This is a genomic window from Streptomyces sp. ALI-76-A (assembly GCF_030287445.1).
Lineage (GTDB): Bacteria > Actinomycetota > Actinomycetes > Streptomycetales > Streptomycetaceae > Streptomyces.
The window spans coordinates 2,765,945-2,786,713 of sequence record NZ_JASVWB010000002.1 but is presented as its reverse complement, the minus strand read 5'-3'; the positions used below and the strand labels follow the sequence as shown (position 1 = coordinate 2,786,713).

19 protein-coding genes are annotated in these 20,769 nt (G+C 72.2%); 13 read left to right on the top strand and 6 right to left on the bottom strand.

The window, feature by feature from the left end; translation table 11 throughout:
• Positions 1-98 precede the first annotated feature (98 nt).
• Positions 99-1,334, bottom strand: coding sequence for a glycosyltransferase family 87 protein (locus QQS16_RS13510; protein WP_286061896.1), 1,236 nt, complete (start codon positions 1,332-1,334; stop codon positions 99-101).
• Positions 1,335-1,454: 120 nt separating this feature from the next.
• On the opposite strand from QQS16_RS13510, the gene QQS16_RS13505 reads away from it, so the two are divergent.
• Positions 1,455-2,597, top strand: coding sequence for a glycosyltransferase family 4 protein (locus QQS16_RS13505; RefSeq protein ID WP_286061895.1), 1,143 nt, complete (start codon positions 1,455-1,457; stop codon positions 2,595-2,597).
• A gap of 73 nt (positions 2,598-2,670) precedes the next feature.
• Positions 2,671-4,293 (top strand): GMC oxidoreductase, encoded by a 1,623-nt coding sequence (locus tag QQS16_RS13500; RefSeq protein ID WP_502963904.1) that lies wholly within the window; start codon positions 2,671-2,673, stop codon positions 4,291-4,293.
• Positions 4,294-4,312: 19 nt separating this feature from the next.
• On the opposite strand, the gene QQS16_RS13495 is transcribed toward QQS16_RS13500, so the two are convergent.
• Positions 4,313-6,109, bottom strand: a complete 1,797-nt coding sequence (locus QQS16_RS13495) for an AMP-dependent synthetase/ligase (protein WP_286061893.1) — start codon at positions 6,107-6,109, stop codon at positions 4,313-4,315.
• Positions 6,110-6,424: 315 nt separating this feature from the next.
• On the opposite strand from QQS16_RS13495, the gene QQS16_RS13490 reads away from it, so the two are divergent.
• From QQS16_RS13490 to QQS16_RS13465, 6 genes are all read left to right on the top strand, one after another.
• On the top strand, positions 6,425-7,222 hold the full coding sequence (locus tag QQS16_RS13490) for a metallophosphoesterase family protein (protein ID WP_286061892.1): 798 nt from the start codon (positions 6,425-6,427) through the stop codon (positions 7,220-7,222).
• 144 nt (positions 7,223-7,366) lie between these two features.
• Positions 7,367-7,810, top strand: coding sequence for an SRPBCC family protein (locus tag QQS16_RS13485; RefSeq protein WP_286061891.1), 444 nt, complete (start codon positions 7,367-7,369; stop codon positions 7,808-7,810).
• Positions 7,811-7,901: 91 nt separating this feature from the next.
• Positions 7,902-9,071, top strand: coding sequence for an ArsA family ATPase (locus QQS16_RS13480; protein WP_286061890.1), 1,170 nt, complete (start codon positions 7,902-7,904; stop codon positions 9,069-9,071).
• Positions 9,072-9,128: 57 nt separating this feature from the next.
• Positions 9,129-9,626 carry a DUF5304 domain-containing protein gene (locus tag QQS16_RS13475; protein ID WP_286061889.1) on the top strand — a complete coding sequence of 166 codons (498 nt, stop codon included), beginning with the start codon at positions 9,129-9,131 and terminating at the stop codon, positions 9,624-9,626.
• 55 nt (positions 9,627-9,681) lie between these two features.
• A complete protein-coding gene (locus QQS16_RS13470; protein WP_286061888.1) occupies positions 9,682-10,635 on the top strand; it encodes an ROK family glucokinase in 954 nt (317 codons plus the stop codon).
• Positions 10,636-10,763: 128 nt separating this feature from the next.
• Complete coding sequence (locus QQS16_RS13465; RefSeq protein ID WP_286061887.1) at positions 10,764-11,507, top strand: endonuclease/exonuclease/phosphatase family protein; 744 nt, start codon at positions 10,764-10,766, stop codon at positions 11,505-11,507.
• 144 nt (positions 11,508-11,651) lie between these two features.
• On the opposite strand, the gene QQS16_RS13460 is transcribed toward QQS16_RS13465, so the two are convergent.
• Positions 11,652-12,317, bottom strand: coding sequence for a hypothetical protein (locus tag QQS16_RS13460; protein WP_286061886.1), 666 nt, complete (start codon positions 12,315-12,317; stop codon positions 11,652-11,654).
• The gene (locus tag QQS16_RS13455) at positions 12,310-13,089 is read right to left on the bottom strand and encodes an alpha/beta hydrolase (RefSeq protein ID WP_286066311.1); all 780 of its coding nucleotides are present in this window, start codon (positions 13,087-13,089) and stop codon (positions 12,310-12,312) included. The genes QQS16_RS13460 and QQS16_RS13455 overlap by 8 nt, the downstream gene beginning before the upstream one ends.
• A gap of 145 nt (positions 13,090-13,234) precedes the next feature.
• Here QQS16_RS13455 and QQS16_RS13450 point away from each other — a divergent pair, with 145 nt between their 5' ends.
• From QQS16_RS13450 to QQS16_RS13435, 4 genes are all read left to right on the top strand, one after another.
• Positions 13,235-14,008 (top strand): lysophospholipid acyltransferase family protein, encoded by a 774-nt coding sequence (locus QQS16_RS13450; protein ID WP_286061885.1) that lies wholly within the window; start codon positions 13,235-13,237, stop codon positions 14,006-14,008.
• 28 nt (positions 14,009-14,036) lie between these two features.
• On the top strand, positions 14,037-15,260 hold the full coding sequence (gene macS / locus QQS16_RS13445; protein ID WP_286061884.1) for a MacS family sensor histidine kinase: 1,224 nt from the start codon (positions 14,037-14,039) through the stop codon (positions 15,258-15,260).
• A complete protein-coding gene (locus tag QQS16_RS13440) occupies positions 15,257-15,949 on the top strand; it encodes a response regulator (protein ID WP_286061883.1) in 693 nt (230 codons plus the stop codon). The genes macS and QQS16_RS13440 overlap by 4 nt, the downstream gene beginning before the upstream one ends.
• 109 nt (positions 15,950-16,058) lie before the next feature.
• Entirely contained in the window at positions 16,059-17,087 is a 1,029-nt protein-coding gene (locus tag QQS16_RS13435; protein WP_286061882.1) for a 6-phosphofructokinase, read from the top strand.
• Positions 17,088-17,204: 117 nt separating this feature from the next.
• Here the strand turns inward: QQS16_RS13435 and QQS16_RS13430 are convergent, their stop codons facing one another.
• On the bottom strand, positions 17,205-19,085 hold the full coding sequence (locus tag QQS16_RS13430; RefSeq protein WP_286061881.1) for an anthranilate synthase family protein: 1,881 nt from the start codon (positions 19,083-19,085) through the stop codon (positions 17,205-17,207).
• 92 nt (positions 19,086-19,177) lie between these two features.
• On the bottom strand, positions 19,178-19,234 hold the full coding sequence (locus QQS16_RS43520; RefSeq protein WP_073735655.1) for a trp operon leader peptide: 57 nt from the start codon (positions 19,232-19,234) through the stop codon (positions 19,178-19,180).
• A gap of 126 nt (positions 19,235-19,360) precedes the next feature.
• Here QQS16_RS43520 and QQS16_RS13425 point away from each other — a divergent pair, with 126 nt between their 5' ends.
• The gene (locus QQS16_RS13425; RefSeq protein ID WP_286061880.1) at positions 19,361-20,713 is read left to right on the top strand and encodes a class II 3-deoxy-7-phosphoheptulonate synthase; all 1,353 of its coding nucleotides are present in this window, start codon (positions 19,361-19,363) and stop codon (positions 20,711-20,713) included.
• Positions 20,714-20,769 lie beyond the last annotated feature (56 nt).

The following is a 20,769-nucleotide window of genomic DNA, read 5'->3' as shown; positions in this document are numbered from 1 at the left end:
GGTACGGGCCTCGGGCCGTCGGGCGTGTGCCCGGCGTCGGCGTCGGCCAGGGCGGTGCAGCGCGCGGTCGTGCTGGTGCTGTCGCGGCGGGCCCCGGCTCAGGAGGAGGCCGAGGTCTCCTTGGCGCGTGCTTCCTGACCGGGCACCCGGGCCCGTTCCGGTGCCGGGACCGTGGCGCGCCACAGGACGCGGGCGGCGAGGACGCTCGCGAGCACCAGCAGGCCGTTGCGGACCGCGAGGAGGGTGATGCCGAGGGGGGTGCTCGCGACGACGTCGCCGAACCAGAGGGGGAACTCCAGGACCGTCACGAAGCAGGCCACCAGCACCAGGGCCGCGGGCACCCCCATCCGGCTCACCCGGAAGCACAGGCACACGGCCGCGAGACCGACGAGCCACACCAGGTACTGCGGGCTGATCACCCGGCTGGTGGTGGTGAACATCAGCACCGCCACGAACGCGGTGTCGGCCATGGTGTGCGCCTCGAACCGGGTCGCCAGCAGCCGCCACAGCAGCAGCCAGCCGAAGGCCATGCCGGTCAGCGTGAGCGCGGCCGTACTCACGACGTTCACCCATGGGCCGAGGAACTCCACCGAGCCGTAGTTCAGCAGCACCTCCCCGTCCCAGCCGTGGTGCCGGGCCACGTGGAAGACGAGGGAACCGAGCGACTCCACCTCGGTGCCCCGGTCCCGCTGGAAGGTCAGGAAGGCGAAGGCGCCGGGCATGGTGACCGCGAACAGCGCGGCCAGGCCGGCGACGGTCACCGCCGCCGCGCCCCAGCCGCCGCGTCCGCGGACACCCAGGAGCAGCAGCGCCGGCCAGACCTTCAGCATGGCCCCGAAGCCCGCCAGGGCGCCCATCAGCCGGGGGTGCCGGGACCCGGCGAGCAGGGCGGCGACCGCGACCGCGGTGACCATCACGTCGTAGCGCGCGTACACGGTCGGGCCGAGCAGCGGGACGCCCGCCACCCACACCCAGGCACCACGCAGCCGCTTGCCCGGGCGCCGGCCCGCGTACACCAGCAGGGCGAGGGCGGCCAGGTCGGCGAGGAGGACGAGGACGAAGAACGCCGACGCGTAGTCCAGGCCGGGCAGCAGCGCGGGGGAGAGGATCGCGAGGGCGGCGGCGGGCGGGTACTGCCAGGTGACGTCGTCCAGCGGGAAGGTGCCGGTGCGCAGCACCTCGTACCAGCCCTGGTAGATGACGGACACGTCACTGGTGACGTCGGGGCCGGGGAAGACGTGGACCTTGTAGACGAAGAGCAGCAGCAGCAGCCTGGTCACGCACCAGGTGAGCAGCAGGCACGCCAGTGACCGCCTCGCGCCCGTCGTCTCCACGTGATCCCCTGCCGTTCGATTTCCGCCTTGAGGGGAACATGATGTACCGCCCTGCTGTGAACGTGCCACACACACGGCCGGGGGCCGCTGTGAGCAGGCGGTTCGGTAGGGTCGGCGGCGATGCACAAGACCCTGATCGTGACGAACGACTTCCCGCCCCGGCCGGGCGGGATCCAGGCGTTCCTGCACAACATGGCGCTGCGGTTCGACCCGGAGCGGCTGGTCGTCTACGCCTCCACCTGGAAGCGCGGCCGGGAGGGCGTCGAGGCGACCGCCGCGTTCGACGCCGAGCAGCCCTTCACCGTCGTCCGGGACGCCACCACGATGCTGCTGCCGACGCCCGGGGCGACCCGGCGGGCCGTCGGGCTGCTGCGGGAGCACGGGTGCGCGTCGGTGTGGTTCGGGGCGGCGGCGCCGCTCGGGCTGATGGCGCCGGCGCTGCGGAGGGCGGGCGCCGAGCGGCTGGTGGCCACCACCCACGGGCACGAGGCCGGGTGGGCGCAGCTGCCCGCCGCCCGGCAGCTGCTGCGCCGGATCGGCGAGTCCACGGACACGATCACCTACCTCGGCGCGTACACGCGCGCGCGGATCGCCGCCGCGCTGACGCCCGAGGCCGCGTCCCGGATGGTGCAGCTGCCGCCGGGTGTGGACGAGAAGACCTTCCATCCGGGCTCCGGCGGCGACCAGGTGCGGGCGCGGCTCGGGCTGACCGACCGGCCGGTGGTCGTGTGCGTGTCCCGGCTGGTCCCGCGCAAGGGGCAGGACACGCTCATCCGGGCCATGCCCCGCGTCCTGGCGGCCGAGCCGGAGGCCGTGCTGCTGATCGTCGGCGGCGGGCCGTACGGGAAGGAGCTGCGCCGGCTGGCGCACGAGACGCGGGTGGCCGGCTCGGTCCGCTTCACCGGCTCGGTGCCCTGGTCCGAGCTGCCCGCCCACTACGGCGCCGGGGACGTGTTCGCGATGCCGTGCCGGACCCGGCGGGGCGGGCTCGACGTCGAGGGCCTCGGGATCGTGTACCTGGAGGCGTCGGCCACCGGGCTGCCCGTGGTCGCCGGTGACTCGGGCGGGGCCCCGGACGCGGTGCTGGACGGCGAGACCGGCTGGGTGGTGCGCGGGGGCTCGGTGGAGGAGACCGCCGAGCGGATCGTCGCGCTCCTCGGGGACGCGGCGCTGCGCCGCCGGATGGGGGAGCGGGGGCGCGCGTGGGTGGAGGAGAAGTGGCGGTGGGATCTGCTGGCGGAGAAGGCCAGGACGCTGCTGTAGCCGAGTCTTTTCGCTCCGTGCCCTAGGCGGAGGCGAATAATCCGCCGATGCTGCGCCCATGACAGCAAAACTGATGCAACGTCAGCTGACGAGACGTCAAATTCTGGGCATGGCAGCCCTCCAGACGGCCGCCGCGGCCGGTTTCACCCGCATCGGCCTCCAGTCGGCCTCGGCCGTCGAACCGGCCGCCGTCGACACCGCTCCCGCGATCGTCATCGGTTCCGGCTACGGCGCCGCCGTCGCCGCCCTCCGCCTCGGCCAGGCCGGCATCCGCACCCTGGTGATCGAGATGGGCCGGCTCTGGAACACCCCCGGCTCCGACGGCAAGGTCTTCTGTTCCACCAGCGCCCCGGACGAGCGGTCCATGTGGTTCCGCACGCGTACCGAGGCCCCCCTGGCCACCTTCCTGTGGCTGGACGTCGTCAACCGGGACATCGGCAGGTACCCCGGAGTCCTGGACCGCGTGCACTTCGACCACATGTCCGTGTACGTCGGCCGGGGCGTCGGCGGCGGCTCCCTGGTCAACGGGGGGATGGCGGTGACGCCCCCGAAGGCGTACTTCGCCGAGCAGTTCCCCGCCGTGGACGCCGACGAGATGTACGGCACGTATTTCCCGCGGGCCCGTTCGGTGCTCGGCGTCAACTCCGTGGACCCGGCCTGGTTCGAGTCGACCGCGTGGTACCGGTTCGCCCGGGTCTCCCGGGCCCACGCCCACAAGGCGGGCCTGCGGACCACCTTCGTGCCGAACGTCTACGACTTCGCGCACATGCAGCGCGAGGCGGCGGGCACGGCCACCAGGTCCGCGCTCGCCGGCGAGGTCATCTACGGCAACAACCACGGCAAGCGCAGCCTCGACCGGACCTACCTCGCCTCCGCGCTCGGCACCGGCAACGTCACCCTGCACACCCTGGAGAAGGTGACGGGGATCAGCCGGGCCGCCGACGGGACCTACGTCCTGACCGCCGACCGGATCGACCTCACCGGCAGGGTCGTGGAGACCAAGCAGTACGGCTGCACGTATCTCTTCCTCGGCGGCGGCAGCCTCGGCACCACCGAACTCCTCGTCCGGGCCCGGGAGACGGGCACGCTCCCCGCGCTGAACGCGAGCGTCGGGGCGGGCTGGGGGACCAACGGGAACGTGATGCTGGGCCGCGCCAACCACCTGTGGGACACCGTCGGCGCCGACCAGTCCACCATGCCCGTCCTGGGCATCGACGACTGGGCCAACGCCGCCAACCCCGTCTTCGCCGAGATCGCCCCGCTGCCGACCGGCCTGGAGCACTGGGTCAGTCTGTATCTGGCGATCACCAAGAACCCGCGGCGGGCGTCGTTCTCGTACGACGCCGCCACCCGCTCGGTCAAGCTCGGCTGGACCGCCGCCCACAGCGCGGTGTCGGTGGGCATGGCCAAGAAGCTGTTCGACCGGATCAACGCGGCGAACTCGACGATCTACCGGTACGACCTGTTCGGCGCGGCCGACAAGGTCTTCGCGGACGACTTCACGTACCACCCGCTGGGCGGCTGCGTGCTGGGGAGGGCGACCGACGACTACGGCCGGGTGAAGGGATATTCGAAGCTGTACGTCACCGACGGCTCGCTGGTGCCCGGCTCCATCGGGGTGAACCCCTTCGTGACGATCACCGCGCTCGCCGAACGCACCATGGCGCGGGTCCTCGTCGAGGACACCGCGCCATGACGTACCGTCAGGAGCCGCGCTACTTCTGGTAGATGGCCTCGATCTCGGCCGCGTAGTCCTTCGCGACCACGTTGCGCTTCAGCTTCAGCGACGGCGTGAGGTGGCCCGAGTCCTCCGTGAACTGGGAGGGGAGAATGCGGAACTTCCGCACCGATTCCGCCTTCGACACCGCGGCGTTGCCGTCGTCGATCGCCGACTGGACGGCGGCCAGCAGGTCCGCGTCCTCGCGCAGCGACGCCGCGGTGCAACCCGCCGGTTTGCCGTGCTCGGCAGCCCAGCGGCCCAGGAACTCCTCGTCGATGGTGACCAGCGCGCCCACGAACGGCCGCCCGTCGCCCACCACCATGCACTCCGCGACCAGCGCGTGCGCGCGGATCCGGTCCTCGATCACGGCCGGGGCCACGTTCTTGCCGCCCGCGGTGACGATGATCTCCTTCTTGCGGCCGGTGATACTGAGGTAGCCGTCCTCGTCGAGGGTGCCGATGTCACCGGTGTGGAACCAGCCGTCGGCCAGCGCCTCGGCGGTCGCCGCCTCGTTGTTCCAGTACCCCGTGAACAGGTGCTCTCCGTGCAGCAGCACCTCGCCGTCGTCCGCGATCCGCACCACCGAGCCGGGCAGCGGCTGGCCGACCGTGCCGATCTTCTGCCGGTCCCACGGGTTGAAGGCGGTCGCGGCGCACGACTCGGTCAGGCCGTAGCCCTCCAGGACCGTGAAGCCGATGCCCCGGAAGAAGTGCCCCAGGCGCTCGCCCAGCGGGGCGCCACCGGAGATGGCGTACTCGCCCTTGCCGCCGAGCACCGCGCGCAGCTTGCTGTAGACGAGCTTGTCGAAGGTCCTGTGCTTGATCCGCAGACCCAGGGACGGCCCCGACGGGGTGTCCAGCGCCCTGCTGTACGCGATCGCGGTGTCCGCGGCCTTGTCGAAGATCTTGCCCTTGCCGTCCGCCTGCGCCTTGGCGCGCGCCGAGTTGTAGACCTTCTCGAAGACGCGCGGGACGCCCAGGATCAGCGTCGGCCGGAACGAGGCCAGCTCGTCGGTGAGGTTCTTGATGTCCGGGACGGTGCCCAGTTTGATCGGCGCCATCATCGGCGCGACCTGGACCAGCCGGCCGAAGACGTGCGCGAGCGGCAGGAAGAGCAGCACGGAACACTCACCGGTGCGGAACAGCGGCCGCAGGCGTTCGACGACGTTGCCGCACTCGGCGAAGAAGCTGCGGTGGGTGAGCACACAGCCCTTGGGCCGTCCGGTGGTGCCGCTGGTGTACACGATGGTCGCCGGGTCGTCGGCCTTGGCGAGCGCACCGCGCTCCTCCACGGCCTCGTCGGTGACGTCCTGCCCGAGGCGCCGCAGCTCCTCCACCCCGCCGGCCTCGATCTGCCAGACGTGCTTGAGGGCCGGCAGGCCGTCCCGCACCGACTCGACGGCCGCCGCGTGCGTGTCCAGTTCGACGACGCAGGCGGTGGCGCCGGAGTCGCCGAGGATCCACTGGACCTGCTCCGCCGAACTGGTCTCGTACACCGGCACGGTGACCGCGCCCGCACACCAGATCGCGAAGTCCAGCAGGGTCCACTCGTAGCGGGTGCGGGACATCAGGCCGACCCGGTCGCCCGGCTGCACTCCGGAGGCGATGAGACCCTTCGCGGCGGCCTGCACCTCGGCCAGGAACGCGGTGGCCGTCACGTCCTGCCAGACACCGCCCACCTTGCGGGCGATGACGGCGACGTCCGGGTGCTGCGCGGCGTTTCTGCGGACGATGTCGGTGAGGTTGCCGTCCGCAGGGACCTCGTACAAAGCCGGAAGGCTGAACTCGCGCAAGACTGCTGCTCCTCATAGGGCGCCGGCGCCACGACGTGGTGTGATGCGACGGTCGGTCCACGGCTCGGGCAGGTGCTCAAGGGCTCCACCCCGGGCCTCTGGACCCGGTGGTTGAAATCCTGAGCACGACTGGACTGCCCGGACGTTACCCGCCGGTATGGCTTCTTCGACAGGGGGGTCCGGCGTGATGTTCGCCGCGTCACACGGATGGGTGCTTCTTCGCGCACAGTAGTCCACCCCTTAAGTGACTGGCCAGTAACCGCGAGTCCGGCCGCATCTGTTCACGTGTGCCGCTCACGCCTACGCTTGATCGCCATGGCACCCACACCGGCCGGTGACGGCAGGACCCGCGTACATGTGGTCAGCGACGTGCACGGCAGCGCCCGTGACCTGGCCAGGGCCGGCGACGGCGCGGACGCCCTGATCTGCCTGGGCGACCTCGTCCTCTTCCTGGACTACGCCGACCACGCGCGCGGGATCTTCCCCGACCTCTTCGGCGCCGAGAACGCCCACCGCATCGTCGAACTGCGCACCGCCCGCCGCTTCGAGGAGGCGCGCGAGTTCGGGGCCCGGCTGTGGGCCGGGATCGGCGGCGACCGGGCGAGGGTGATCGAGAAGGCGGTGCGCAAGCAGTACGCCGAGCTGTTCGCGGCGTTCCCCACTCCGACGTACGCCACCTACGGCAACGTCGACATGCCCGCGCTGTGGCCGGAGTACGCCGGCCCCGGCACGACCGTGCTCGACGGGCAGCGGGCGGAGATCGGCGGCCGGGTCTTCGGCTTCGTCGGCGGCGGACTGCGGACGCCGATGCGGACGCCGTACGAGATCAGCGACGAGGAGTACGCGGCGAAGATCGAGGCGGTGGGCGAGGTCGACGTGCTGTGCACGCACATCCCGCCGGAGGTGCCCGAGCTGGTCTACGACACCGTGGCGCGCCGCTTCGAACGGGGCAGCCGGGCGCTGCTGGACGCCATCCGCCGGACCCGGCCCCGCTACGCCCTCTTCGGCCACGTCCACCAGCCGCTGGTGCCGCGGATGCGGATCGGGGCGACCGAGTGTGTGAACGTGGGGCACTTCGCCGGGACCGGGAAGCCCTGGGTGCTGGAATGGTGAGTGTTTCCCGGCGGCGCAGGACGCGGTGAAGTCGGCTGGTCGGGCGCGCGGTAGCCTTCACGCTGCACACACCTGCACACACCTGCGCAGGCCGGCCTGCGCACGGGACCTGAGTACCGGCCCGCTTCTGGAGGAGCCACGGCGATGGCGGAACACACCAGTTCGAGCATCACGATCGAGGCGGCACCGGCCGAGGTCATGGGGGTGATCGCCGACTTCGCCCGCTACCCGGACTGGACCGGCGAGGTGAAGGAGGCGGAGGTCCTGGCGACGGACGCCCAGGGGCGCGCCGAGCAGGTCCGGCTGGTCATGGACGCCGGGGCGATCAAGGACGACCAGGTCCTCGCCTACACCTGGACCGGCGCCCACGAGGTCTCCTGGACCCTGGTCAAGTCCCAGATGCTGCGCTCGCTCGACGGCACCTACCTCCTGAAGCCGGCCGGCGCCGGAGCCACCGAGGTCACCTACCGGCTGACGGTCGACGTCAAGATCCCGATGCTCGGCATGATCAAGCGCAAGGCGGAGAAGGTCATCATCGACCGCGCCCTGGCGGGGCTGAAGAAGCGGGTGGAGTCGGGGGAGAAGTAGGGGGCCGGACCGCCTGCCGCGAACCGGCCACGCGGTGCCGGGAATCCGGCGGTACGCGCCGCCGTCCCTGTCTCGGTTACGGTTCACCCCCATGCGCACCATCCTGATCACGGGCCCCGGCGGCAGCGGTCGTACCACCGTCGCCGCCGCCACCGCACTCGCCGCCGCCCGTGAGGGCACCCGCACCCTCGTCCTCGGTGCCGACCGCACCGACACGCTCGGCGCGGCCCTGGGCACGGCGACGGGCCCGGCTCCCCGGCAGGTCGCGCCGAACCTCACGGCCTGGCGCCCGGACGCGGCGGCACGCTTCCGGGACGACCTGACCGCGTTCCAGTCCCGCGCCACCACCGCCCTCGACCTGCTCGGCGCCTCCCGGCTGGACCCCGAAGAGGTCACCCCCCTGCCCGGCGCCGAGGAACTCTCCCTGCTCCGCGCCCTGCGCGACGCCGCCCTCGCCGCCTCCCACGACCTCGTCGTCGTCGACCTGCCGCCCAGCCCGCACGCGCTCGCCCTCCTCACCCTCCCGGAGGAACTGCGCCGCTACCTGCGCCGGCTGCTCCCGCCCGAGCGGCAGGCGGCCCGCGCCCTGCGTCCCGTCCTCGGCCGGCTGGCCGGCGTGCCCATGCCCGCGGAGTGGCTGTACGAGACCGCCGCCCGCTGGGACGTGGAACTCGCCGCCGTCGAGGCGGTCCTCGCCGACCGCGACACCGTCGTCCGGCTGGTCGCCGCACCCGGCCCGGCCGGCGCCGACGCCGTCCGTGAGGCCGGGCTCGCCCTCGCCCTGCGCGGCCTGCGCCCCGACGTGCTGATCGCCAGCCGGGTCCTGCCCGAGGCCGCTCGGGACACCTGGTCGGCCGGCCTGATCGCCCAGCAGCGCAAGACCCTGGACGAGTGGCGGGCGTCCCACGACGTCCGGACCGTCGCTCACCTGGGCCACGACCCCCGCGGCACCGACGACCTCACCGCGCTGGCCGTCCCGGCGGTCGACGGCACCACCTCCACCGTCGAGTGGTCCGTGACCGACCGGATCGCCGAGGACGGCGTGCTGGTCTGGCACATCCCGCTGCCCGGCGCCGTGCGGGACGAACTGGACCTCATCCGGCGCGGTGACGAACTCGTGATCGGCGCGGGCCGGTTCCGCCGGATCGTCCCGCTGCCGTCCGCGCTGCGCCGCTGCACCGTCGCGGGCGCCGCCCTGCGCGAGGACGTGCTGGGCGTCCGGTTCGCGCCGGACCCGGGTCTCTGGCCGCGGACACCATGAAGCCGGTGCGCCCGTTCGGGTAACGTCGTAGGGACGAACCGTAGTCAGGAGTCCGTCATGAGCGAAGAGCTCCCTCCGTCCCAGGCCGGCGAGCACGAGGCCGGCGACGAGGTGCGGGCGACCGACGCCGACGCGTGGGCGACGGCGTGCGCCGAGGACCTCGCGGCGGAGAAGGCCCGCCGCCGCACCGAGCAGGGCGCGCCGCCCGGCTCGGCGGCCGAGGAACTGCGCAGGCTCGTCGACACCGTCGCGGACAGGCTCTCCGGCCTCCAGTCCCCGCTGCTCGGGGCGGTCGCCGGACCGGCCGCCCAGCAGGTGGTGAAGCAGGTCGTCCAGCAGGCCAAGGCCGCCGCCGAACCGGTGATCGAGCGCAATCCCGACATCTTCGACCATCTGGCCGCCGCGGGGAACGAGCTGCTAGCGGCGTACCGGTCGGCCGTCCAGGCTCAGGAGCGACGCTGGACAAGCCGGGAGAACGACCCGCGCGACCTGGACGAACACCCCGACGACAAGGGCGACGAGCCCGGCCCCGGTGAGCGCATCGACTTGGACTGACGGCCCCCTCGGGTACGGTTGGCCGTAGCGGGGCTCGACCGAAACTGAGGGATTCATGGGACTCACCATCGGCGTCGATATCGGCGGCACGAAGATCGCGGCCGGTGTGGTCGACGAGGAAGGCAACATCCTCTCGACCCACACGGTGCCGACCCCGGGCACGCCGGAGGGCATCGTGGACGCCATCGCCTCGGCGGTGGAGGGCGCGCGCGCCGGGCACGAGATCGTCGGCGTCGGCATCGGTGCCGCCGGATACGTCGACCGTCAGCGCTCCACGGTCTACTTCGCGCCGAACATCGACTGGCGCCAGGAGCCGTTGAAGGAGAAGGTCGAAGCCCGCGTGGGCCTCCCGGTGGTCGTGGAGAACGACGCCAACGCCGCCGCGTGGGGCGAGTACAAGTTCGGCGGCGGCAAGGGCCACCGCAACGTCATCTGCATCACGCTCGGCACCGGCCTCGGCGGCGGCATCATCATCGGCAACAAGCTGCGCCGCGGCCACTTCGGCGTGGCCGCCGAGTTCGGCCACATCCGGATGGTGCCGGACGGACTGCTGTGCGGCTGCGGTTCGCAGGGCTGCTGGGAGCAGTACGCCTCCGGGCGCGCCCTCGTCCGGTACGCCAAGCAGCGCGCCAACGCCACCCCGGAGAACGCCCAGACGCTGCTCGGCCTGGGCGACGGCACCCCCGACGGCATCGAGGGCAAGCACATCTCCATGGCCGCCCGCCAGGGCGACCCGGTCGCCGTCGACTCCTACCGCGAGCTCGCCCGCTGGGCCGGTGCCGGCCTCGCGGACCTCGCCTCCCTGTTCGACCCGTCCGCCTTCATCGTCGGCGGCGGCCTCTCGGACGAGGGCGAACTGGTCCTCGACCCGATCCGTAAGTCGTACAAGCGGTGGCTGGTCGGCGGCAACTGGCGCCCGGTGGCGGATGTCATCGCCGCCCAGCTGGGCAACAAGGCGGGCCTGGTCGGCGCCGCCGACCTGGCCCGCGAGCCCGACCCGGTCATGTAACGGCACCTTCGCGAGGCACGCTGGTTCCCCGCGCCCCCAGGGGCGCGGGGAACCAACGAGCGACCAGGGCGCACCCGCCCTCGCAAACGGACAATTACGCCCGAGCTGTCAGGCGTACATTGATCCACATGACGCTGCTCCCCAACTCCCGCACCGAGTCCGACGGTTCCGCCGTCGTCCGCGTCCTCAGCTACAACATCCGCTCGATGCGCGACGACACCGACGCCCTCGCCCGCGTCATCACCGCCTGCGCGCCCGACCTGGTCCTCGTCCAGGAGGCCCCCCGCTTCTTCCGCTGGCGCAAGAAGCTGGCCCGGCTCGCCGCGGCGTCCGGCCAGGTGATCCTCTCCGGGGGCGGTACGGCCGCGGGGCCGGCACTCCTGTGCACGCTCCGGGCCACCGTGGAACGCGCCGAGGACGTCCTGCTCCCGCTCACCCCCGGCCAGCACCGGCGCGGCTTCGCGACCGCCGTCGTCCGGTTCGGCAGCGCCCGGGTCGGCGTGCTGAGCTGCCACCTCTCGCTGCGCAAGGACGAGCGGTACGCCCAGGGCGGCATGCTCCTCGACCGGCTCGCCGGGATGGGCGTGGAGCACGCGATCGCGGGCGGCGACCTGAACGAGCCGCCCGGCGGCCCCACCTTCGCCCGGCTCGCCGAGAACCTCCAGGACTGCTGGGCCACCGCACCCTGGGGCAGCGAGCACACCTGGCCCGCCGCTCCCCGCCGCCGCATCGACGCGATCTTCGCCACGAAGGGCGTCGAGGTGCTGGGGTGCGGGGTGCCGCTGGGCCACCCGGGGGTCGGGGAGAGCGACCTGAGGACGGCCACGGACCACCTTCCGGTGCTGGCCGCCCTCAGAATCCCGGCGCGCTGAGCCGACCGGGGGCCGGTCCCGCTGACCCGGACGATGATCCGGGTCAGCGGGGACGACGGGCCGGCCGGGACGACGGTCCGGGCAGCCGGCGACGACGCGGGCCGGCCGGCCCGGACCACGGCCCGGGTCAGCGGGGACGACGGTCTACACGACGGCTCCGCGTCCCGGGTCGTCGTCCTCGTCGTCCGGGCGCATCCGCATCACCAGCGTGGCGAAGCCGCCCAGGAAGCCGCCGATGCCGAGCGTGGTCAGCCACCAGGTCATCTCCCAGCCGAGCAGGACCGCCAGCAGGATCAGCACCGGCCCGCCGAGCACCCCCAGCCAGGCGAACTTCGCGGTGGTGTCGCCGGTGGGCAGCGGCGGCGGTTCCGGCGGGACGAAGTGCCCCTCGTCGTCGTCCTCCGGGGCCTCGGCCTCCTCGTCGGCCGGCTCCGGCAGGCTGTAGTCCCGCGGGCCGACCCCGGGCGCGAAGGCGACGGAACCGCCCAGCGGCTTCGCGGGCTTCTCCTCCACCGGTACCTCGCGCTCGGCCGCCTTGGTCTCCTCCGGGGCCTTGGTCTCCTTGGTCGTCCTGGGTTCCGTGGCCTCCAGGGTGTCCCCGGCCTCCCGGGGACCGCTGTCGTTGGTCTCGGTCTCCAGCAGTGCCAGATCCTCGACCGACTTGAAGGGCTTGGCGCCCGGCGGGTCGGGTGGTTCCTCGCCGTACCCGGCGACGATGGCCGCCCACGCGGCGTCCTCGTCGAACCGGACGTTCTGCTCCTCGGGCTCGCGCTCCTCGCGCTCCTCGCGGTCGGAGTCGTGCTCAGCCACGTGCGACCGTCCCTTCGTCGGTGCTGCTGGGGGCGAGCCGGCCGATGAACGCGTAGCTCTCCTCGAAGATCCGGTCCGCCTCGTGGTCCAACGTCGCGACGTGGTAACTCTGTTCCAGCACGATCTCCTGTACGTCCGTGGACGAGACCCGACTCAGCACCCGGGCGGAGTCGGCCCCCGGCACCACGTGGTCCTGGACGCTGCGCAGGAGCAGCAGCGGCTGGGTGACCTGCGGCAGCTCGCCGTCGACCAGCCGGAAGAAGGAGCGCAGGGAGTGCGCGGCGTGCAGCGGCACCCGGTCGTACCCCAGCTCGGTGTTGCCTTCCCTGGCGATGTCGCTCGCGATGCCCCGCGTCGAGGGAACGAGGTGGCGGACCACCGGCAGGCAGTACGCCGCCAGGCCGTGCATCCGGTTCGCCGGGTTGACGACCACCACACCGCTGACCGCGTCCCCGTGCCGGGCGGCCAGCCGGAGCGCCAGTGCGCCCCCCATCGACAGGCCCGCCACGAAGACCCGCGCACAGCGCTCGCGCAGGGCGCGCAGCTCACGGTCCACCTCGGCGTACCAGTCCTGCCAGCCGGTGAGCCGCATGTCCTCCCAGCGTGTGCCGTGCCCGGGCAGCAGGGGCAGCGAGACGGTCAGACCGCGCTCGGCCAGATACTCCGCCCAGGGGCGCAGCGACTGGGGAGAACCGGTGAAGCCGTGACAGAGGAGGACCCCCGTCTCCCCGCCCTCGTGGCGGAACGGCTCGGCTCCAGGCAGGACCGGCACCTTCGGTCTCCTGTTCATGAGAAGGGCGTGAACGAGTCCAGGTCTGCTTCACCGTACGCGACCGCACTGACACCGACCAGGGCCGTCGGACCCTTTGACGGTGCTCCGGGTTAAGGTCTGACCCACATACACAGGAGGCACTCGGTTGTTGTACGGCACGATGAAGGTCGCCATCGGAGGGCCGCTGAAGGTCGCCTTCAGGCCCTGGGTGGAAGGCCTGGAGAACATTCCCGCCGAGGGCCCCGCCATCCTGGCGAGCAATCACCTGTCGTTCTCCGACTCGTTCTTCCTGCCCGCGGTCCTCGACCGCAAGGTCACGTTCATCGCGAAGGCCGAGTACTTCACCACGCCCGGCGTCAAGGGCCGGCTGACGGCCGCGTTCTTCAAGGGCGTGGGGCAGCTGCCGGTGGACCGCTCCGGCGCGCGCGGCGCGGGCGAGGCGGCCATCAGGAGCGGTATGGAGGTGCTGGAGCGCGGTGAGCTGTTCGGGATCTACCCGGAGGGCACCCGCTCGCCCGACGGGCGCCTGTACCGGGGCAAGCCCGGTGGCCTGGCGCGGGTGGCGCTCGCCAGCGGCGCGCCGGTGATCCCGGTCGCCATGATCGACACGGAGAAGATCCAGCCGCCCGGCCAGGTCGTGCCGAAGCTGATGCGGCCGGGCATCCGCATCGGCGAGCCCCTGGACTTCAGCCGCTACCACGGCATGGAGCACGACCGGTTCGTCCTGCGCGCCCTGACCGACGAGGTCATGTACGAGATCATGAAGCTCTCCGGCCAGGAGTACGTCGACATCTACGCGACGGCCGCCAAGCGGCAGATCGCGGACGCCGCGAAGGCGGCGAAGGCGGCCCGTGCCGCGCTGGCCCAGGCGGAGAAGGCGCAGGCGGAGAAGACACAGGCGGAGCGGTCCGAGCCCTAGGGTGGGGGCGGACCGGGGGGTGGGGGAGTTGGCCGAGCGTGAGCGGGTCATGAGGATGTCGGTCGAGGCGCCGCTGTGGCGTGCGCTCAGCGCGTACCGGGTGCTCACCATGCTGTACGCGGTCGGCCTGTTCGCCACCGCCTACGGCGAGTTCGTCCGTCCCGGGGTGGCCGTCGCGTACTACGTGGTGCTGTGCGGCTGGACCCTGGCCACCCTGCCCCGGGTCGCGAACGCGCAGGCCTGCACCAAGCGGTTCCTCGCCGCCGACCTCACCGTGGCGCTCACCGGCATCCTGCTCACCCCGCTCGCCGACGCCCCGGCGCGGATCGAGCAGGGCGGCCCCACCCTGCCGTCGATATGGACCGCGGGTGCCGTGCTGGCCTTCGCCGTCAAGGGCGGCTGGCGCTGGGCGGCTGTCGCCTCCACCGCGGTCGCCGTCGCCAACCTGATCGAGCGCGGTGCCCCCGTCCGCGACACCGTGCACAACGTGATCCTCGTCTGGGTCGCCTCCATCGCCATCGGATACGTCGTCGAGGTCGCCCGCGCCTCCGAGCGCACCCTCGCCCGCGCCCTGGAGATCGAGGCCGCGACGCGGGAACGGGAGCGGCTGGCCCGGGACATCCACGACAGCGTGCTCCAGGTGCTGGCGATGGTGCAGCGGCGCGGCGCCGTCATCGGCGGCGAGGCGGCCGAGCTGGGCCGGATGGCCGGTGAGCAGGAGGTCGCCCTGCGCACCCTGGTCTCCGGTGGGCTGGTTCCCCCTTCCCGGGTGTCGGAGGACGAGGCCGAGGGAGCCGTCGTCCGCACGGTCGAGGAACCCGACGACGACGGACCGGTCGACCTGCGGTCCCTGCTCGCCCGGTACGCCGCCGCGAAGGTCAGCCTCGCCGAGCCCGGCGCCCCCGTGCCGCTGCCCCCGGACGCGGCACGCGAGCTGGCCGCCGCGGTCGGCGCCGCCCTGGACAACGTACGCAAACACGCGGGCGAGCAGGCGCGCGCCTGGATCCTCGTCGAGGACGAGCCCGACGAGGTGATCGTGACCGTGCGGGACGACGGCCCCGGCATCCCCGAGGGCCGGCTCGCCCAGGCCGAGGGCGAGGGCCGGCTCGGCGTGGCCCTGTCGATCCGGGGCCGGCTGCGCGAACTCGGCGGCAGCGCCGAACTGATCTCGGTGCCCGGCCAGGGCACCGAGGTGGAACTGAAGGTACCGAAGGAGACGCGGTCTTCACGGGGGAAGGCGGAACAGCGATGACGGACAGCAACGAGGACCGGCCGGGCCCGATCAGGGTCATGGTGGTCGACGACCACCCCATGTGGCGCGACGCCGTCGCCCGCGACCTGGACCAGGCGGGCTTCGACGTGGTCGCCACCGCGGGCGACGGCGAGCAGGCGGTGCGCCGCGCCAAGGCCGCGGCGCCCGACGTGCTGGTGCTCGACCTGAACCTGCCCGCCAAGCCCGGCGTCCAGGTGTGCAAGGAACTCGTCGCCGCCAACCCCGCGCTGCGGGTCCTGGTGCTGTCCGCGAGTGGCGAGCACGCCGACGTGCTGGAGGCCGTGAAGTCGGGCGCGACCGGCTACCTGCTGAAGTCGGCGTCCACGGAGGAACTGCTCGACGCGGTCCGCCGCACGGCCGTCGGCGACCCGGTCTTCACCCCGGGCCTGGCCGGACTGGTCCTCGGCGAGTACCGGCGCCTGGCCTCCGAGCCCGCTCCCGCCACCACGGACACCGACCGGCCCAAGGCCCCGCAGCTCACCGAGCGCGAGACCGAGGTGCTGCGGCTGGTCGCCAAGGGCCTGAGCTACAAGCAGATCGCCGAACGCCTGGTCATCTCCCACCGCACGGTCCAGAACCACGTGCAGAACACCCTCGGCAAGCTCCAGCTGCACAACCGGGTGGAGCTCGTGCGGTACGCGATAGAACGCGGACTCGACGACGAGTGACACAACCACCCGACGTTCCAACGGAATTGACCGTCCCAGCCATGTCTGAGTGACCTGCGTCACCATTAGCGTGACCCGCAGCAGGCAACCCTGGCGAAGGGACAATTCCATGCGGGTCGGAGTACTGACCGGAGGCGGCGACTGCCCCGGGCTCAACGCCGTCATCCGGGGCATCGTCCGCAAGGGCGTGCAGGAGTACGGCTACGGCTTCGTCGGCTTCCGGGACGGCTGGCGAGGCCCCCTCGAGAACGACACCGTGCGCCTCGACATCCCCGCGGTGCGCGGCATCCTGCCGCGCGGCGGCACCATCCTCGGCTCCTCGCGCACCAATCCGCTCAAGCAGCAGGACGGCATCCGCCGGATCAAGGACAACCTCGCCGAGCAGGAGGTCGAGGCGCTCATCGTGATCGGCGGCGAGGACACCCTCGGTGTCGCCGCCCGACTGTCCGACGAGTACGGCGTGCCCTGTGTCGGCGTGCCCAAGACGATAGACAACGATCTGTCCGCCACCGACTACACCTTCGGCTTCGACACCGCCGTCGGCATCGCGACGGAGGCCATCGACCGGCTGCACACCACCGCCGAGTCGCACATGCGCGTCCTGGTGTGCGAGGTGATGGGCCGGCACGCGGGCTGGATCGCCCTCCACTCGGGCCTGGCCGGCGGCGCGAACGTCATCCTCATCCCGGAGCAGCGCTTCGACGTCGACCAGGTCTGCGCCTGGGTGACCTCACGCTTCAGGGCGTCGTACGCCCCCATCGTGGTCGTCGCCGAGGGCGCGATGCCCAAGGACGGTGACATGGTCCTCAAGGACGGGTCGCTGGACTCCTTCGGGCATGTCCGGCTGTCCGGCGTCGGCGAGTGGCTGGCCAAGGAGATCGAGCGCCGCACCGGCAAGGAGGCCCGTACCACGGTCCTTGGACATGTCCAGCGCGGCGGCACCCCGAGCGCCTTCGACCGCTGGCTCGCCACCCGCTTCGGCCTGCACGCCATCGACGCCGTGCGGGACGGCGACTTCGGCAGGATGGTCGCCCTGCGCGGCACGGACATCGTGCGCGTCCCGATCGCGGAGGCCACGGCCCGGCTGAAGACGGTCGATCCGAAGCTGTACGAGGAGGCCGGGGTGTTCTTCGGCTGAGCCGCCGGACCGGACCGGAGACCGGACGACCGGACCTGACCGGCTCGGCCGGGCCATGGGCCGTGCACACGGCGTGCTCGGCCCATGGCCCGCAGGTCGCGCGGGTGGCGTCCTCGCCTACACGGCCGGCCGCCGCCGCGAGAGCGCGCCGCTGCCGCGGAGCCCGCCCATCAGCTCCCGCACGGTCGCCGCGCCGTTCAGGGTGAGCACCGACTCCGGATGGAACTGGATCGACGCGAAGCCGGGGCCGCGCAGCGCGTGAACCTCGTACGAGGGACTCCGGCTGACCTCCACGCCGTGCGCGGCCAGCTCCGTCGCGGTCCGGTCGTCGCAGCGCGCCACGAAGCTGTTGTAGAAGCCGACGGTCTCCCGCCGCCCGAACAGCCCGATCTCCGTCTGCGCGCCCTGGTGGGGAACCTCCTTGCGGACGATCTCCAGGCCCAGCTCGGCGGCGAGCAACTCGTGCCCGAGGCAGACGCCGAGCACGCCGTGCCGTCCCTCCCGGACCACCTCGGCGGTCAGGCCGCGCAGGAACCGCATCTTGGCGTCGCCGGTGTCGCACGGGTCGCCCGGTCCGGGCCCCAGCACGACGGGCCCCTCGTGCGCGAGCACCCGCTCCCGCAGCCCCGGCTCGTCGTAACGCCGGACGGACACCTCCAGGCCGCTGGACCGCAGCACGTGCGCGAGCATCGCCGTGAAGGTGTCCTCCCCGTCGACGACCAGCGCGTGTCCGGTCAGCTCCGCGGAGCGCTCCTGCATCCGCAGCCAGAAGGGGGCCAGCGAGGCCCGGCGCCCGTCGAGTGCCGCCCGCACCCGGGGGTCGTCGGCCAGCCGGGGGTGCCCGTGCCCGGCGCGCGGCCGGGCCGGGCCGACGCCCAGCGCCGCCAGCACCCCCGCCGCCTTCGCGTGGGTCTCCGCCACCTCGCCCGCCGGGTCCGAGCCGCGCACCAGCGTGGCGCCGACCGGCACCCGCAGTCGTCCGCCGGCGTCGATGTCGGCGGTGCGGATGAGGATGGGGGAGTCCAGTGTCTGGGCGCCCCCGGAGTCCCGGCCCAGCAGGGCCAGCGCCCCGGCGTAGTAGCCGCGCCCGCCGACCTCGTGCCGCTCGATGACCCGGCAGGCGTTCTGCACCGGCGAACCGGTGACGGTCGCCGCGAACATGGTCTCCTTCAGCACCTCCCGCACGTCGAGCGAGGACTTCCCGCGCAGTTCGTACTCGGTGTGCGCGAGGTGCGCCATCTCCTTCAGCCGGGGCCCGATCACCACCCCGCCCATGTCACCGACAGTGCACATCATCTTCAGTTCCTCGTCGACGACCATCGACAGCTCCTCGATCTCCTTGCCGTCGGCGAGGAAGTCCAGCAGGTGCTCGGGCGTCGGGCCCCCGGCGGGATAGCGGTACGTCCCGCTGATCGGGTTCATGACGACCGTGCCGCCGGACATCCGCACGTGCACCTCGGGACTGGCGCCGACGAGTGTCCTGTCCCCGGTGTGCACGACGAACGTCCAGTACGCGCCCCGCTCGCCCACCAGCAGCCGGCGGAACAGGGCGAGCGCGTCGGCCCGGGAGAACCCGGGAATCGCGCCCTCGTACGTGCGCCGGATCACGAAGTTCGCGCCCTCACCCGCGCCGATCTCCTCCCGCAGCACCCGCCCGACGATCCGCGCGTACTCCTCGTCGGCCACGTCGAAGCCGCCGTCCCGGACACGGACGTCGTGCGCGGGGAGCTGTTCCAGTGCCTCGGCGAGCGGGATCCGGTACGTCTCCTCGGGCGTCAGCACCGCGAGGGGAGTGCCGTCGTCCCGGACGTCGAAACCGCGTTCGCGGATCTGTCGGAAGGGGACGAGCGCGAGGCCCTCGTCCGGCAGGTCGGCCAGGCGGTCGAAGGTGGCGACCGGGCCGATCAGCAGCTCGACCGTGTCCTCGTCGTGGCCGGGGGCACGCCGGCGGAGCAGGGCGAACGGGCGGGGGTCGGCCGGCAGGTCGGGCAGAAGCATGGTCCGTTTCCTTCTCGATAAGAGAGGAACGACCCCGGACACACCGAAGGCCGCCCCTCGGGCGGCCTTCGCGAAGTCTTGCGTACGCGCAGTCAGTGGGCCGCCGGATGAGCGGTCCACCACCAGTTCCTGGTCGAGTGCGCGAACATGCGGCGAACCCTACACCAGGGCCACGCCCGCCGGGGGTCGCGCACGGTGACGACGCGCGAGCGGAACGCGTCTCACTTGATGAGCAGATGGCGGAACGCGCGACACGACCCCGTAATGTTGGGGACGTGACCGTGAACGCGAAGACCAGCGCGAGCGCTGGCAACACCTGGCGAAACCTGCCCGCGGCGCAGCAGCCCGAGTACCCCGACCCCGAGGCTCTGCGCGCAGTGATCGCGGACCTCGAGTCGTATCCGCCGCTCGTCTTCGCGGGCGAGTGCGATCAGCTGCGCGCCCGGATGGCTGCCGTCGCCAAGGGACAGGCGTTCCTGCTCCAGGGCGGCGACTGCGCCGAAGCCTTCGACGGGGTGTCCGCCGACCAGATCCGCAACAAGCTCAAGACGCTGCTCCAGATGGGCGCCGTGCTGACGTACGCCGCGTCCGTGCCCGTGGTGAAGGTGGGCCGGATCGCCGGCCAGTACTCCAAGCCGCGCTCCAAGAGCACCGAGACCCGCGACGGCGTGACCCTGCCGACGTACCGCGGTGACTCGGTCAACGGCTTCGACTTCGACGAGGCAGCCCGGATCCCGGACCCCGAGCGCCTGAAGCGGATGTACAACGCCTCCGCCTCCACGCTCAACCTGGTCCGCGCCTTCACCACCGGCGGCTACGCCGACCTGCGCCAGGTGCACGCCTGGAACCAGGACTTCGTGAAGTCGTCCCCGTCCGGCCAGCGCTACGAGCAGCTCGCCCGCGAGATCGACCAGGCACTCAACTTCATGCACGCCTGCGGGGCCGACCCGGAGGAGTTCAAGACCGTCGAGTTCTACTCCTCGCACGAGGCGCTGCTGCTCGACTACGAGGCCGCCCTGACCCGGGTCGACTCCCGCACCGGTCAGCTGTACGACGTGTCGGCGCACATGGTGTGGATCGGTGAGCGCACCCGGCAGCTGGACCACGCGCACATCGAGTTCGCCTCGCGGATCCGCAACCCGATCGGCATCAAGCTCGGCCCGACCACCACGGCCCAGGAGGCGCTGCAGTACGTCGAGCGCCTCGACCCGGACCGCGAGCCGGGCCGGCTGACGTTCATCGTCCGCATGGGTGCCGACAAGGTCCGCGACAAGCTGCCCGAGCTGGTCGAGAAGGTCACCGCCTCCGGCGCGACCGTCGCCTGGATCACCGACCCGATGCACGGCAACACCTACGAGGCGGCCTCCGGTCACAAGACCCGCCGCTTCGACGACGTGCTCGACGAGGTGAAGGGCTTCTTCGAGGTCCACAAGGCTCTCGGCACCCACCCCGGCGGCATCCACGTGGAACTCACCGGCGACGACGTCACCGAGTGCGTCGGCGGCGGCGACGAGATCTTCGTCGACGACCTGCACCAGCGCTACGAGACGGCCTGCGACCCGCGTCTGAACCGCAGCCAGTCACTCGACCTGGCGTTCCTCGTCGCCGAGATGTACCGCGACCAGTAGCGGACAGGTGACCGGTCCGCCTGTTACCGGAGCATGAAGTGGGGCGTGGATCACAT